The sequence below is a fragment of the Microbacterium sp. gxy059 genome, assembly GCF_050958665.1.
Taxonomy (GTDB): domain Bacteria; phylum Actinomycetota; class Actinomycetes; order Actinomycetales; family Microbacteriaceae; genus Microbacterium.
The window spans coordinates 31,036-45,041 of record NZ_JAMXWT010000008.1 but is presented as its reverse complement, the minus strand read 5'-3'; the positions used below and the strand labels follow the sequence as shown (position 1 = coordinate 45,041).

Annotated in this window: 14 protein-coding genes; all 14 read left to right on the top strand. The window is 72.0% G+C overall.

The window, feature by feature from the left end; all coding sequences use genetic code 11:
• Positions 1–26 precede the first annotated feature (26 nt).
• The 14 genes from NHL53_RS06720 to NHL53_RS06655 all read left to right on the top strand — a co-directional run bounded on the left by NHL53_RS06720 (position 27) and on the right by NHL53_RS06655 (position 13,906).
• Positions 27–1,439: a UDP-N-acetylmuramoyl-tripeptide--D-alanyl-D-alanine ligase gene (locus tag NHL53_RS06720; protein WP_433776082.1), complete on the top strand. Its 1,413-nt coding sequence runs from the start codon at positions 27–29 to the stop codon at positions 1,437–1,439.
• Positions 1,436–2,548, top strand: coding sequence for a phospho-N-acetylmuramoyl-pentapeptide-transferase (gene mraY / locus NHL53_RS06715; RefSeq protein ID WP_433776081.1), 1,113 nt, complete (start codon positions 1,436–1,438; stop codon positions 2,546–2,548). Before NHL53_RS06720 ends, mraY begins: the two co-directional genes overlap by 4 nt.
• A complete protein-coding gene (murD, locus tag NHL53_RS06710; protein WP_433776080.1) occupies positions 2,545–4,089 on the top strand; it encodes a UDP-N-acetylmuramoyl-L-alanine--D-glutamate ligase in 1,545 nt (514 codons plus the stop codon). Before mraY ends, murD begins: the two co-directional genes overlap by 4 nt.
• Positions 4,058–5,275 (top strand): putative lipid II flippase FtsW, encoded by a 1,218-nt coding sequence (gene ftsW / locus NHL53_RS06705; protein WP_433776079.1) that lies wholly within the window; start codon positions 4,058–4,060, stop codon positions 5,273–5,275. Before murD ends, ftsW begins: the two co-directional genes overlap by 32 nt.
• Positions 5,272–6,357: a UDP-N-acetylglucosamine--N-acetylmuramyl-(pentapeptide) pyrophosphoryl-undecaprenol N-acetylglucosamine transferase gene (locus NHL53_RS06700; RefSeq protein ID WP_433776078.1), complete on the top strand. Its 1,086-nt coding sequence runs from the start codon at positions 5,272–5,274 to the stop codon at positions 6,355–6,357. Before ftsW ends, NHL53_RS06700 begins: the two co-directional genes overlap by 4 nt.
• A gap of 2 nt (positions 6,358–6,359) precedes the next feature.
• Positions 6,360–7,763 (top strand): UDP-N-acetylmuramate--L-alanine ligase, encoded by a 1,404-nt coding sequence (murC, locus tag NHL53_RS06695; RefSeq protein WP_433776077.1) that lies wholly within the window; start codon positions 6,360–6,362, stop codon positions 7,761–7,763.
• A 10-nt stretch (positions 7,764–7,773) separates the two neighbouring features.
• Positions 7,774–8,769, top strand: coding sequence for an FtsQ-type POTRA domain-containing protein (locus NHL53_RS06690; protein WP_433776076.1), 996 nt, complete (start codon positions 7,774–7,776; stop codon positions 8,767–8,769).
• A gap of 189 nt (positions 8,770–8,958) precedes the next feature.
• The gene (gene ftsZ / locus NHL53_RS06685) at positions 8,959–10,143 is read left to right on the top strand and encodes a cell division protein FtsZ (protein ID WP_433776075.1); all 1,185 of its coding nucleotides are present in this window, start codon (positions 8,959–8,961) and stop codon (positions 10,141–10,143) included.
• Positions 10,140–10,826 carry a YggS family pyridoxal phosphate-dependent enzyme gene (locus NHL53_RS06680; protein ID WP_433776074.1) on the top strand — a complete coding sequence of 229 codons (687 nt, stop codon included), beginning with the start codon at positions 10,140–10,142 and terminating at the stop codon, positions 10,824–10,826. The genes ftsZ and NHL53_RS06680 overlap by 4 nt, the downstream gene beginning before the upstream one ends.
• Before the next feature lie 42 nt (positions 10,827–10,868).
• Positions 10,869–11,345: a cell division protein SepF gene (locus NHL53_RS06675; RefSeq protein ID WP_433776073.1), complete on the top strand. Its 477-nt coding sequence runs from the start codon at positions 10,869–10,871 to the stop codon at positions 11,343–11,345.
• A 77-nt stretch (positions 11,346–11,422) separates the two neighbouring features.
• Positions 11,423–11,728, top strand: a complete 306-nt coding sequence (locus NHL53_RS06670; protein ID WP_433776072.1) for a YggT family protein — start codon at positions 11,423–11,425, stop codon at positions 11,726–11,728.
• Between the two features lie 52 nt (positions 11,729–11,780).
• Positions 11,781–12,407: a DivIVA domain-containing protein gene (locus tag NHL53_RS06665; RefSeq protein ID WP_433776071.1), complete on the top strand. Its 627-nt coding sequence runs from the start codon at positions 11,781–11,783 to the stop codon at positions 12,405–12,407.
• Between the two features lie 13 nt (positions 12,408–12,420).
• On the top strand, positions 12,421–12,990 hold the full coding sequence (locus NHL53_RS06660) for a signal peptidase II (protein ID WP_433776070.1): 570 nt from the start codon (positions 12,421–12,423) through the stop codon (positions 12,988–12,990).
• Positions 12,983–13,906, top strand: a complete 924-nt coding sequence (locus NHL53_RS06655; protein WP_433776069.1) for an RluA family pseudouridine synthase — start codon at positions 12,983–12,985, stop codon at positions 13,904–13,906. Before NHL53_RS06660 ends, NHL53_RS06655 begins: the two co-directional genes overlap by 8 nt.
• Positions 13,907–14,006 lie beyond the last annotated feature (100 nt).

Here is a 14,006-nt window from a genome sequence, read left to right as displayed (position 1 = left end):
CGCGAGCAGGAGAACACCTTAGACACATGATCGCTCTCACCCTCGCCGAGATCGCCTCCCTCGCGGACGGCGACCTGCGGCTGCACGGCGGAGACACCGCGGAGACCGCGGTGTCGGGCGCCGTCGACACCGATTCCCGCGCCATCGCACCCGGCGGCGTCTTCGTCGCGAAGCCCGGCGAGACGACGGACGGCCACCTCTTCATCGGGGCGGCCGTCGAGAAGGGGGCCGCGCTGGCCCTCGTCGAGAGGCCCGTCGACGAGCCCGTCACGCAGATCGTCGTGGAGGACGTCGTGGAGGCGCTCGCGCGCCTCGCGCGGGAGGTCGTCGCGCGCGTGCGCGCCCTCGGTCGTCTGCGGGTCGTGGGCATCACGGGATCGAACGGCAAGACCACCACGAAGAACATGCTGGCCGCCGTGCTCGGCGAGGTCGGCGAGACCGTCGCGCCGGTGGCGTCCTTCAACAACGCGGTCGGGGCGCCGCTCACGATGCTGCGCGCGACCGAGAGCACCGAGTTCCTCATCTGCGAGCTGGGCGCCGACGCCCCGGGGCAGATCGCCCGCCTGGCCGGCCTCGTGACCCCGGACGTGGGCGTCGTGCTCATGGTCGGCCTCTCGCACGCGGGCGGCTTCGGCGGCATCGAGCGGACGGCTCTCGCCAAGCGCGAGCTCGTGGAGGCCGTGCGGCCGGGCGGCGTCGCGGTGCTGAACGCCGACGACCCGCGGGTGAGCGCGATGGCGCCCACCGCGGAGGCGCGCGGCGTCTCCGTCCGCTGGTTCGGGGAGGGCGAGGGCGCCCAGGTGCGCGCGCTCGACGTCGCCGTGACCGCCTCCGGCACCGACACCGTCCTCGAGGTCGACGGGGAGCGCATCGACCTGCACCTGCAGGTTCTCGGCGCCCACCACGTCAAGAACGCGATGGCCGCCCTCACCGCGGCGGTCGCGCTCGGCGTCGACCCCCGACGCGCCGCCGCGCGCCTGGAGAGGGTCGAGCTCGCGGAGCGCTGGCGCATGCAGGTGATGGGATCCGACCGGGTCCGCATCATCAACGACGCCTACAACGCCAGCCCCGACGCGATGCAGGCCGCCCTGCGCACCCTCGCGCAGATCACCGGACCGGGCGAGCGCATGGTCGCCGTGCTCGGCGCGATGAACGAGCTGGGCGACCAGCACGTCGAGGAGCACCAGCGCATCGGGCTCCTCGCCGTGCGCCTGCGCATCCCGCGGATCGTCGTGGTCGGCGAGGAGGCCCGCGCGCTCTACCTCGCCGCGATCGCCGAGGGGTCGTGGAGCGGGGAGGCCGTGTTCTTCGCCACCGCGGACGAGGCGTACGACTACCTCGCGGACGAGCTGCGCGACGGCGATCGCGTGCTCGTGAAATCGTCCAACGCCGCCGGGCTCCGTCTGCTCGGCGATCGACTGGGAGAGGCGTTCTCGTGAGATCCCTTCTGGCGGCGGCGGCGATCTCGCTCGCCTTCACGCTCCTGCTCACCCCCGTCTTCCTCCGGCTGTTCCGCCACTGGGGATGGGGACAGGTCATCCGCACCGACGGCGAGGGCTTCAACGCGCCCAAGCACGAGATGAAGCGGGGCACGCCCACGATGGGCGGCGTCATCTTCATCCTCGGCACGATCGTCGGATACCTGGCGGGCACCTACGGCGGCGGGAATCCGCCCACGATCTCGGGCTGGCTCGTCATCTGGCTCATGCTCGGGTTCGGCCTCGTCGGCTTCATCGACGACTTCCTCAAAGTCAAGATGCAGAACTACGCGGGCCTGTCCGGGTGGAAGAAGATCGTCGGCCAGGTGCTCGTGATGGTGCCGTTCGGCATCGCGGCCCTGCACTTCCGCAACCGCTACGAGCTCACCCCCGGCAGCGGGTACATCTCCTTCATCCGAGACATCGACGTGCTCTCGTTCTTCGCGCTCACCCCGGTGCTCGGCTGGCTGTTGTACATGGCGTGGCTGTCGCTGCTCGGCACGGGCTTCTCGAACTCCGTGAACCTCACGGACGGCCTCGACGGCCTCGCCGCGGGCGCAGGCATCTTCGTCGTCGGCGCCTACAGCACGATCGCGTTCTGGCAGTTCAACCAGACCTGCGGGGGAGCGGGCATCGCCCCGGACAACCTCGCGGCCTGCTACCAGGTGCGCGATCCCCTCGATCTCTCGATCGTGTCGGCCGCGGTCGTCGGCTCGCTCATCGGATTCCTCTGGTGGAACGCGCCGAAGGCGAAGGTCTTCATGGGCGATGTCGGCTCGATGGCGATCGGCGGCGTGATCACGGCGATGGCCGTGCTCACCCGCACGGAGCTCCTCGGCGTGCTCATCGCCGGGCTGTTCGTCATGTCGAGCGGCTCCGTCATCCTCCAGCGCCTCTACTTCAAGCTCACGCACGGCAAGCGCCTGTTCCTGATGAGCCCGATCCACCACCACTTCGAGCTGCGCGGCTGGCCCGAGTCGACGATCGTCGTGCGGTTCTGGATCATCGCGGGGCTCTTCGCGATCAGCGGCGTCGGCCTGCTCTACATCGAATGGCTCTCCCGAGTATGACCGGTCCCGCGCTCTCCCGCCTCGACGCTCTCACGAGCTGGAACGCCGACTGGGCCGGCCTGCGCGTCGCGGTCCTCGGCCTCGCCGCGACGGGGTTCTCGGTGGCGGACACGCTCGCGGAGCTCCGCGCCGAGGTGCTCGTCGTCACCGAGACGGCCGACGAGGAGCACGCGCGCCTGATCCCGGTGATCGGCGCGTCGCTCCTCGAGACGCCGCTCTCGGAGGCGCCGCGCGAGCTCGTCGACTTCGCTCCCGACGTCGTCGTCGCCTCGCCCGGCTTCTCCCCGTCCCACCCGGTCATCGCGTGGGCGCGCGAGGCGGGGATCCCCCTCTGGGGCGACATCGAGCTCGCCTGGCGGGTGCGGGACAAGGTCGTGCGCCCCGACGGGACCCCCGCCGAGTGGATCCTCATCACCGGGACCAACGGCAAGACCACGACGACGAACCTCACCGCCTCGATGCTCGTGGCGGGCGGTCTGCGCGCCGCGCCGTGTGGCAACATCGGCGTGCCGATCCTCGACGCGGTGCGCGACCCGGCCGGGTTCGACGTGCTCGTCGTCGAGCTGTCGAGCCACCAGCTCTGGTACCTCGGGCTGACGGACGGCCCGGGGGCGCCCGTGCCGCTCGCGTCCGTCTGCCTCAACCTCGCCGACGACCACCTCGAGTGGCACGGCTCGGCCGAGGCGTACCGCGATGCGAAGGCCGTCGTCTACCGTCACACGACCACGGCGTGCGTCTACAGCAAGGCCGACGAGGCGACGCTCCGCATGGTGGAGGAGGCCGAGGTGACCGAGGGCGCGCGCGCCATCGGCTTCGACCTCGGCATCCCGGGCCCGAGCGACCTGGGCGTCGTGGAGGGCATCCTCGCCGACCGGGCGTTCGTCGAGAACCGCCGCACATCGGCCGCGGAGATCACGACGATCGACGCGCTGCGGGAGCGCGACCTCGCCGCTCCGCACATGGTGCGGAACATCCTGGCGGCCGCGGCCCTCAGCCTCTCGGCGGGCATCGCCCACGCCGCCGTGCGCGACGCGCTCGCGGGGTTCTCGCCCGATCCGCACCGGATCCAGGTCGTCGGGCGCTCGGGCGGGATCACCTGGATCGACGACTCGAAGGCGACGAACCCCCACGCGGCGGTCGCCTCGCTCACCGCCCACCCGGGCGCGATCTGGATCGTCGGCGGCCTGTTCAAGGGCGTCGACATCGGCGCGCTCGTCGCGGACCACGGGGCGCGGACGAAGGCCGCGATCGTGATCGGAGCGGACCGCGCCCCCGTGCGCGACGCGTTCGCCCGACACGCCCCCGGGGTGCCCCTCTACGAGGTGGACGACGCGCAGACTGAGGACGTCATGGCGCGCGCCGTCGAGCTGGCGGACGCGGTCGCCCGGAGCGGCGACGTCGTCCTGCTGGCGCCGGCGGCCGCGTCGTTCGACCAGTTCCGCACCTACGGCGAGCGCGGCGACCGCTTCGCTCGGGCCGTGGCGGACCGGATCGAGAAGGGGAGCGCCCATGGCGACGGAGAAGACGCAGGAGCGCACTGAGCGCCGCCTGCTCGCCGCCCGGGTGAGCCTCGGGCGCGGGATGCGCCCCGTCTCCGTCGAGTTCCTCCTCATCGCCTCCACGGCGGTGCTGCTGACGGCGTTCGGCGTGGTCATGGTGTTCTCCGCGACGACCGTGACCTCGATCCGCGACAGTGGCAGCCCCTTCGGAGGCGGCACGACCCACCTCATCTACGCGGCCGTCGCGATCCCCGCGATGTTCCTGCTCAGCCGCTTCCCCGCGTCCTGGTTCCGCAAGCTGGCGTGGATCGCGCTGGGCCTCGGCATCGCGCTGCAGATGCTCGTGTTCACCCCCCTGGGGCACGAGTTCGGCGGCAACCGCAACTGGATCCTGATCGGCTCGTCGACGCTGCAGCCGTCGGAGTTCCTCAAGCTCGGGCTCGCGGTCTGGCTGGCCTTCATCATCGCCCGCAAGCGTCCGCTCGCCCATCGGTTCTGGCACGCGATGATCCCGCTGCTGCCGGTCGCGGGGCTCGCCCTCGCCACGGTCATGGCCGGCGAGGACCTGGGCACGACCATGATCATGGCGCTCATCGTGCTCGGGGCGATGTTCTTCGGCGGGTATCCGCTGCGGTTCATCCTCCCGATCGTCGTCGTCGGCCTCGCCGGGGTGTCGGCGGCCATCTTCACGAGCGAGAACCGCATGCGGCGCATCTTCAGCGTGTTCGACCGCGAGTGCGCCGACTACCTCGACACCTGCTACCAGCCGCTGCACGGCATCTGGGGGCTCGCGGGAGGCGGCATCCTCGGGGTCGGCCTCGGCAACTCCAAGGAGAAGTACAACTGGCTGCCCGCGGCCGCGGACGACTACATCTTCGCGATCCTCGGCGAGGAGCTCGGGCTGCTGGGGTGCGTCGTGGTGCTCGCGCTGTTCGCGGTGCTCGCGGTGGCGATCTTCCGCATCGTGCAGCGCACGGACGACCTGTTCGTGCGGGTCGCGGCGGGGAGCCTCGGCACCTGGATCATCGGGCAGGCGCTCGTGAACATCGGCGTCGTCCTGCGCGTGTTCCCGGCGCTCGGCGTGCCGCTGCCGTTCCTGTCCTCCGGCGGATCGTCGCTCATCGCGATCCTACTCGCCTGCGGCGTGCTGCTGTCGTTCGCGCGCACGCTGCCGCCCCGCGGCGGCTCCGCCGACCCCCAGGCGGAACGGCATAAGATCGTCCGGTGACGACCTACCTGCTCGCCGGCGGCGGCACCGCCGGACACGTGAACCCCCTGCTCGCGGTCGCCGACGCGCTGAAGGCGCGCCGCCCCGACGACGAGGTGCTCGTGCTCGGCACGGCGGAGGGGCTCGAGTCCCGGCTCGTCCCCGAGCGCGGCTACGAGCTGCTGATCGTGCAGAAGGTCCCCTTCCCCCGCCGCCCCGACCTCGCGGCGCTGCGGTTCCCCCGGCGCTTCTCGGCGGCGGTCTCGCGCGTGCGCGGCTACATCCGCGACCGCGGCGTCGACGTCGTGCTCGGCGTCGGCGGATACGCGGCGGCGCCCGCCTACGTGGCGGCGCGGCGCGAGGGCGTGCCCGCGGTGGTCCACGAGGCGAACGCCCGCCCCGGCCTCGCGAATGTGCTCGGCGCGCGATCGGCCGCCGCCGTCGGCGTCGCGTTCGAGGGCACCCCGCTGAAGCGAGGCGAGGTCGTCGGCATGCCGCTGCGCCCGGAGATCGCGGACCTCGACCGCGCGGCCCTCCGCGAGGAGGCGGCGCGGTACTTCGGCCTCGACCCCGCGAAGCCGGTGCTCCTCGCGTTCGGCGGCTCGCTCGGCGCGCGCCGCATCAACGACGCGCTCATCGGATCCTGGCGCGACGTGCGCGGCGCGGGATGGCAGCTGCTGCACATCACGGGGGAGAAGAGCGACCTCGTCGATCCCGAGCAGGAGGGGTACGCGATGCGGCGCTACGTCGACCGCATGGATCTCGCCTTCTCGCTCGCCGACCTCATCGTCTCCCGCGCCGGCGCGTCGACCGTCTCCGAGATCGCGGCCCTCGGCATCCCCGCCGTCTACGTGCCGTACGCCGTCGGCAACGGCGAGCAGGCGCTCAACGCGGCGGCCAGCGTGCGAGCGGGCGCGGCGCTCCTCATCGACGACGCGGAGTTCGACTCCGACCGGGTGCGCGACGAGGTCATGCCGCTGCTGAACGACCGCCGTGCGATCGACGAGATGGCCGCCGCCGCACGCGAGGCGGGCACCCGCCGCGGCACGGAGAACGTCGTCGCCCATCTCGACCGCGCGCTCGCGAGCGCGGGGAAGGCCTGATCATGATCGCTCCCGACCTCACCGTCCCGATCCCGGACGAGATCCGCTCCGTGCACTTCATCGGCATCGGCGGGTCCGGCATCTCCGGCCTCGCCCGGATGTTCCTCGCCGCGGGCGTGCCCGTCTCGGGGTCCGACCGCGCGGAGAGCCAGAACACCCGCGATCTCGCGGAGCTCGGCGCCCGCGTGAGCATCGGCCACGACGCGGCGAACCTGGGAGACGTCGACGTCGTCGTCTACACGGGGGCCATCTGGCCCGACAACCCGGAGCTGCTCGCGGCCAGGGAGCGCGGCCTCACGCTGCTGCACCGCTCGCAGGCGCTGGCGTTCCTCATCGGATCGCACCGGCTCGTGTCGGTCGCGGGCGCCCACGGCAAGACGACGTCGACCGGCATGATCGTCACCGGCCTCGAGGGGCTCGGGGCGGATCCCAGCTTCGTGAACGGCGGGGTGATCCAGGCGTACGGCGTCTCCAGCCGCGGAGGCTCCGACGACCTGTTCGTCGTCGAGGCCGACGAGTCGGACGGCACGTTCCTCCTGTACGACACCGCGGTCGCCCTCATCACGAACGTCGACGCCGACCATCTCGACCACTACGGCTCCCACGAGGCCTTCGACGACGCCTTCGTGCGCTTCGCCGACGCGGCGAGCGAGGCCGTCGTCATCTCGTCGGACGACCCGGGCGCGCAGCGCGTCGCCGCGCGCCTGACGCACGGCAACGTGGTCACGTTCGGCGAGGCGGCCGGCGCGGACCTCCGCGTCGAGGGCATCTCGACCGAGGGCCCTGTGTCCTTCGCTCTGGTCAGGGGAGACGAGCGGGTCGAGGGGCGGCTGACCGTCCCCGGCCGGCACAACGCGATCAACGCGGCCGGCGCGGTCGCGGTGCTGATCGCGCTCGGGTACGAGCTCGAGCCAGCGCTGCGGGCCGTGGAGGCCTTCGGCGGCACCGTGCGGCGTTTCGAGCTGCACGGCGAGGAGCGCGGGGTGCGGGTCTTCGACGACTACGCCCATCACCCGACGGAGGTCGCCGCCGCCCTCCAGGGCGCGCGCGACGTCGTCGGCGCCGGGCGGATCATCGCCCTCCACCAGCCCCACACCTACTCCCGGACGCAGCTCATGGCGGGGGAGTTCGCGCAGGTGCTCGAGGAGCACGCCGACCACACGGTCGTCCTCGACGTCTACGGGGCGCGCGAGGATCCGATTCCGGGTGTCACGGGCGAGCTCGTCTCGAGCGCGTTCCGGGACGCGTCGGACGTGTCGTACGAGCCGGACTGGCAGCGCGCGGCCGAGCGCGCGGCGGAGGTGGCCGAGCCGGGCGACTTCATCATCACGCTCGGGTGCGGCAACGTATACCTCATCATCCCGCAGGTGCTCGAGGCGCTCCGCGGCGAGGCGCCCCGGAACTGAGGAGCGCAGCGTGAAGCGTCCTGGCCCCCTGCCGCCGCGCGAGCGGTCGAGCGCGCCGGCCGACGAGGAGGCCGACGCGCCGTCCGGCGCGCTCGAGGAGGAGACGCCGCGGCGCCGGCCGACGGATCTGCTGTCGTTCGTCCGACGCGGGCGCGGGGCGGACAGCGGCGAGGGATCCGGGGAGGATCCGCTCGAGGACGACGACGCGGGGGACGTCCCCGACTCCCGCTGGTCGTCGGACGGCGGGCGGCTGCGCCGCTGGCGGGAGCATCGTCGGCAGAGCTCCCTCGAGCGTCGCGAGGTGCGCCGGTTCACGGCGCGTTCGCGGCGCCGTCGCCGGGCGTGGATCGGCGCGGGGGCGGCCTTCCTGATCGTCGGCGCCGGAAGCGTGGGCGCGGCCTACAGTCCGCTGTTCGCCGTCGAGAGCATCGAGGTCGTCGGGGCGGAGACGATCTCGCCCGAGGCGATCTCCTCCGCGCTCGACGCGCAGCGGGGGAGACCCCTGCCTCTCGTGGACCACAGCGAGATCAAGGCGGAGCTCGTCGGCTTCCCCCTCATCGAGACCTATCAGGTCGAGGCGCGCCCCCCGCACGAGCTCGTCGTGCGCATCGTCGAGCGCACCCCGGTCGCCGTCATCGAGTCGGACGCGGGCTTCACGACCGTCGACGCCGCGGGCGTGGCGCTCGCGACCGATCCGGAGCGGCCGGAGGGGCTGCCGATCGCCGACGCCGAGGGAGGGCCGGGATCCGCGGCGTTCGCCGCGGCGGGCCAGGTGCTGCGCTCGCTGCCCGACGACGTCCTCTCGCGCGTGACGTCCGTGTCCGCGTCCTCGCCCGAGGACATCGCGCTGTTCCTCTCCGACGGCGGGGGCGTGCGCGTGGTCTGGGGGAGCTCGGAGGACACGGCGCGCAAGCTCGAGACGCTGAAGAGCGGGATGAAGGCGAACCCTCCCGAGGAGGTCTCGGTCTACGACGTCTCCTCCGCCGGGGTGCTCGTCGTCGGCTGACGCGCCCGGGGAGCGATTTCTCCCGACACGCCCCGGCGCGTTGACGGATGTCCGCCGCATCCCACGTAGCGTCGACACGAGCACAAGATCTATGCCGGCGCATACTTTAACCCTCCTGTTGAGGTTTAAGGTTGAGGGCTCGCCGAGGGAGCCGCCGGCGGCAGCCCGGGTTCATTCGATGGAGGCAGCATGAGCCAGAACCAGAACTACCTCGCCGTCATCAAGGTGGTCGGCGTCGGCGGCGGCGGCGTCAACGCCGTCAACCGCATGATCGAGATCGGGCTGCGCGGCGTCGAGTTCATCGCGATCAACACCGATGCGCAGGCGCTGCTGATGAGCGACGCCGACGTCAAGCTCGACGTCGGCCGCGATCTCACGCGCGGTCTCGGCGCGGGCGCCGACCCCGAGGTCGGCCGACGCGCCGCCGAGGACCACGCCGAGGAGATCGAGCAGGCGCTCGCGGGCGCCGACATGGTCTTCGTCACCGCGGGCGAGGGAGGCGGCACCGGCACCGGCGGCGCGCCCGTCGTCGCGCGCATCGCCAAGTCCATCGGCGCGCTGACGATCGGCGTCGTCACGAAGCCGTTCTCCTTCGAGGGGCGCAGGCGCCAGCAGCAGGCCGAGCAGGGCGTGTCCGTGCTCAAGGAGGAGGTCGACACCCTCATCGTCGTGCCGAACGACCGCCTGCTCGAGATCAGCGACCGCGGCATCTCCATGGTCGAGGCGTTCGCGACGGCCGACCAGGTGCTCCTCGCCGGCGTGCAGGGCATCACCGACCTCATCACGACGCCGGGACTCATCAACCTCGACTTCGCCGACGTCAAGAGCGTCATGCAGGGCGCGGGGTCCGCGCTCATGGGCATCGGATCGGCGCGCGGCGCCGACCGCGCGATCAAGGCGGCCGAGCTCGCGGTCGAGTCCCCGCTGCTCGAGGCCTCGATCGAGGGCGCGCACGGCGTGCTCCTGTCGATCCAGGGCGGGTCGAACCTCGGCATCTTCGAGATCAACGATGCCGCCCGCCTCGTGCAGGAGGCCGCGCACCCCGAGGCGAACATCATCTTCGGAACCGTCATCGACGACACCCTCGGCGACGAGGTCCGGGTCACGGTCGTCGCCGCGGGCTTCGACGGGGGCGATCCGGCGCCGCGCGTCGAGGTCCCGTCCTTCGGCGCGCGGAGCGAGGAGCCGCGACGGCCCGTGCTCCCGGGCGACGGCGCCTCGTCCGAGGCGCCCTCCGCCGACGCGCAGGAGGAAGAGGAGCGGCCGCAGGCGATCGTCGAGCAGCCGGCTCCCTCGATCCCCACGGCTCAGGCCCTGCCCGAGCCCGGCGGGTACGACGATGACGACATCGACATCCCCGAATTCCTGAAGTGACCTCGCTCGCGTCGCGCCTCGCCGAGGTCGACGAGCGGATCGCCGCCGCGGCGCGCTCCGCCGGCCGCTCGCCGGCGGAGCTCACCCGCATCGTCGTGACGAAGTTCCATCCGGCGTCCCTCGTCGCCGAGCTGCACGCCCTCGGCGTGCGCGACGTCGGGGAGAACCGGCAGCAGGAGCTCACGGCGAAGCGGGCCGAGCTCGACGGGCTCTCCGGCCTGCGGTGGCACGCGATCGGCCAGGTGCAGACGAAGAAGGCGCGTGCGGTCCGGCGCGCCGCCGACGCGGTCCACTCGGTGGATCGGGTGCGGCTGGTCGACGCGCTCGAGCGGGCGGCCGAGTCGGGCGACGCGCCCCTCGACGTCTTCGCGCAGGTGAACCTCACGGACGATCCGGGCCGCGGAGGCGCGGCGCCCGCCGATCTGGAGGCGCTCGCCGAGGCGATCGTCTCCTCCCCGTCCCTGCGCCTCGTCGGGACGATGGCCGTGGCGCCCCTCGAGGAGCACCCCGCCGTGGCGTTCGAGCGGCTCGCGGCGCACGCGGCGCGCGTCCGGTCGATCGCGCCGGACGCGGCCGCGATCTCGGCCGGCATGTCGCACGACTTCGCGGAGGCCGTCGCCGCCGGCGCGACACACCTGCGGATCGGCACCGCAATCACCGGTCAGCGGCCGTCGCGCGATTAGCCTTCACACAAGACGAGCACGACGACACACCCGGAGGACGCCATGGCGAACCCGCTCAAGAAGACGATGGTCTACCTCGGCCTCGCAGACGAAGAGGAATACGCCGAGGAGGTCGCCCCGCAGCAGCCCGCCCGCACGCCGCAGCGCGAGCACCGCGAGGAGACCCCGCACGATGATGAGAGGACCGCTCCCGTGACCCCCCTGCGTCGCCCCGCCGTCGTGCACCAGCCCGCCTCCGGGTCGGTCAGCGAGATCGTGACGGTCCACCCGAAGCAGTACCGCGACGCGCAGGCGATCGCGGAGCACTTCCGCGAGGGGCTCCCGGTCATCATCAACGTGTCGCAGATGAGCGATGCCGACGCCAGGCGCCTCATCGACTTCGCGAGCGGACTGTCGCTCGGGCTCTACGGCCGCATCGAGCGGGTCACGAGCAAGGTCTTCCTGCTCAGCCCGGAGAACATCGCGGTGTCGGGAGACGGCGGGATCGCTCCCGCCGACGACACGGCGTTCTCCGGCTGACGCCGGATCAGCTCGTCAGGTCTCGGACCCGGGGCGCCTTTGGGCGCGCCGGGTCCCGTCGCGTAGGGTGGTCTCTCGTGGGTCTCATCGGGTTCGTCGCAACGATCCTGCACATCGTGCTCTCGTTGTACGTCGTGACGCTGTTCGTGCGTCTCATCCTCGAGTACATCCCGCTGTTCAACCGGTCCTGGCGTCCCCGCGGCTTCATGCTCGTCCTGTGCGAGGCCGTGTACACGCTGACCGATCCTCCCATCCGCTTCTTCCGCAAGCGCATCCCGCCGCTGCGGATCGGACAGGTCGCGATCGACCTCGGGTTCGCTCTGACGATGCTGCTGTGCTTCGTCCTGATGAGCGTCCTGCGTGCGATCGTGTTCATGTTCTGACCCGACACTTCTGATCTAAGATGATCTCGCCATCGAAAGAGGAGCCGACATTATGAGCCTGACGCCGGAAGACGTCGTCACCAAGCAGTTCCAGCACGTCCGCTTCAAGGAGGGCTTCGACCCCGACGAGGTGGACGACTTCCTCGACGAGATCGTCGTCGAGTGGCGGAAGACGATCGAGGAGAACGAGCAGCTCAAGGCGCGCGTCGCCGAGCTCGAGAGCGGCGCTCCCGCCGCCGCCCCGGCCGCGACCCCCGAGCCCGCTCCGGCCCCGGAGCCCGTCGTCGAGGAGCCCGCGGCTCCCGCGGAGCCGGAGCCGACCGCCGACACGTCGAGCGTCACGAGCACCGCCTCGAGCGCCGCGAGCATCATCGCCCGCGCCGAGCGCCTGCACGACGAGCACGTCGCGGAGGGCGAGGCGAAGGCGAAGCAGCTCGTCGACGAGGCCGAGCTCAAGGCGTCGAGCATCGTGTCGGCCGCGGAGGCCAAGCAGCGCGAGATCTCGCAGAAGCTCGACAGCGAGCGCAAGAGCCTCGAGGGGCGGATCACCGAGCTGCGTCAGTTCGAGCGCGACTACCGCGCGCAGCTGCGCGGCTACTTCGAGCAGAAGCTCGCCGACCTCGACGCTCCCGGCGGCTCCGACAAGGGCAACTCGCCGTCGTCCGCGTTCGGCCTCTGAGCCGCGGACGTCTGTGACGAGAAGAGCACCTCTTCCCGGTCCGGCGGCCGGCATCGCGATCGCTGTCCTCGCAGTCGTGGTGCTGGCCGCCGACCAGTTGAGCAAGAGCGCCGCCATCGCCTCCCTCGAGGAGCGCCAGCCGGTGCCGGTCGTCGGCGAGGCGCTGCAGTGGCTGCTCGTGTACAACCCGGGCGCCGCGTTCTCCATGGGGGAGGGCGTCACCTGGATCTTCACGATCGCGCTGGCGCTCGTCGCCTGCGCGATCGTCTTCCTCGCCATCACGCGGGTGCGATCGCGCCTGTGGGTGGTGGTCCTGGGGCTGCTGCTGGGCGGCGTGCTCGGCAATCTCGCCGACCGGCTGCTGCGGGAGCCGGGATTCGGCGTCGGCCACGTGGTCGACTTCATCCTCACCCCGTGGATGTGGTTCTGGACGGACCCCGCGATCTACAACGTCGCCGACATCTTCATCGTCGGCGGCATGCTCTCCGTGGCGCTGCTCGTCGTCATCGACCTCCGGCTCGACGGCACGCGCGGCCGGGACCTGGCGCGCCGCGAGGAGGACGAGGAGACGGCGGATGCCTGAATCGCGCCGCCTCCCGGTTCCGGAGGGACTCGAGGGGCAGAGGGTCGATCAGGCGCTCGCGAAGATGCTCGGCTTCTCCCGGTCGTTCGCGGCCGAGGTGGCGGCGGCCGGGGGCGTCGAGCTCGACGGCCGCGCGGTGGGCAAGTCCGACCGCGTGACGGGCGGATCCTGGCTCGACGTGACCTGGGAGGAGCGGCGGGATCCCGTCGTCGTCGCCGTCGAGGTCCCCGACCTCCGCATCGTGCACGAGGACGCGCACATCGTCGTGGTCGACAAGCCGGCGGGCGTCGCGTCGCACCCGTCCGTCGGATGGGAGGGGCCGACCGTTCCCGGCGCGCTCCTCGCCGCGGGCGTCCGCATCGCGACGAGCGGAGCCGCCGAGCGGCAGGGCATCGTCCATCGCCTCGACGTCGGCACGAGCGGCCTCATGGTCGTCGCGAAGAGCGAGCACGCCTACACGGTGCTCAAGCGCGCCTTCCGGGACCGCACGGTGGAGAAGATCTACCACGCGGTCGTCCAGGGGCATCCGGATCCGTTCGCCGGCACCATCGACGCGCCGATCGGGCGGCATCCGAGCCACTCGTGGAAGTTCGCGGTCACCCCGTCGGGGAAGGACTCGATCACGCACTACGAGACGATCGAGGCGTTCCCGCGGGCGAGCCTGCTGGAGGTGCACCTCGAGACGGGCCGCACCCATCAGATCCGCGTGCACATGATGGCTCACCGCCACCCCTGCGTCGGCGACCCGCTCTACGGATCCGATCCGACGCTCTCGGAGCGCCTCGGCCTGACCAGGCAGTGGCTCCACGCGCATCGGCTCTCGTTCGCGCACCCGTCGACGGGGGAGACGGTCTCCTTCGCGTCGCCCTACCCGGCCGATCTGCAGCACGCGCTCGACGTCCTGCGCGAGGGCTGAGCGCCTCGGGAGACCGCGGCGGCCTCCGCCCGACGCAGGGGCGTCCTCGTCGTCCGACGCGCTCGGCGGACTCGCCGCCTCGCCCGGCCGACGGCCATCC

Bases quoted from the DNA above. Each gene is read 5' to 3' on its own strand.
- NHL53_RS06720 (WP_433776082.1), top strand. From the start codon at position 27: ATGATCGCTCTCACCCTCGCCGAGATCGCCTCCCTCGCGGACGGCGAC.
- murD (WP_433776080.1), top strand. From the start codon at position 2,545: ATGACCGGTCCCGCGCTCTCCCGCCTCGACGCTCTCACGAGCTGGAAC.
- ftsW (WP_433776079.1), top strand. From the start codon at position 4,058: ATGGCGACGGAGAAGACGCAGGAGCGCACTGAGCGCCGCCTGCTCGCC.
- murC (WP_433776077.1), top strand. From the start codon at position 6,360: ATGATCGCTCCCGACCTCACCGTCCCGATCCCGGACGAGATCCGCTCC.
- ftsZ (WP_433776075.1), top strand. From the start codon at position 8,959: ATGAGCCAGAACCAGAACTACCTCGCCGTCATCAAGGTGGTCGGCGTC.
- NHL53_RS06675 (WP_433776073.1), top strand. From the start codon at position 10,869: ATGGCGAACCCGCTCAAGAAGACGATGGTCTACCTCGGCCTCGCAGAC.
- NHL53_RS06665 (WP_433776071.1), top strand. From the start codon at position 11,781: ATGAGCCTGACGCCGGAAGACGTCGTCACCAAGCAGTTCCAGCACGTC.
- NHL53_RS06655 (WP_433776069.1), top strand. From the start codon at position 12,983: ATGCCTGAATCGCGCCGCCTCCCGGTTCCGGAGGGACTCGAGGGGCAG.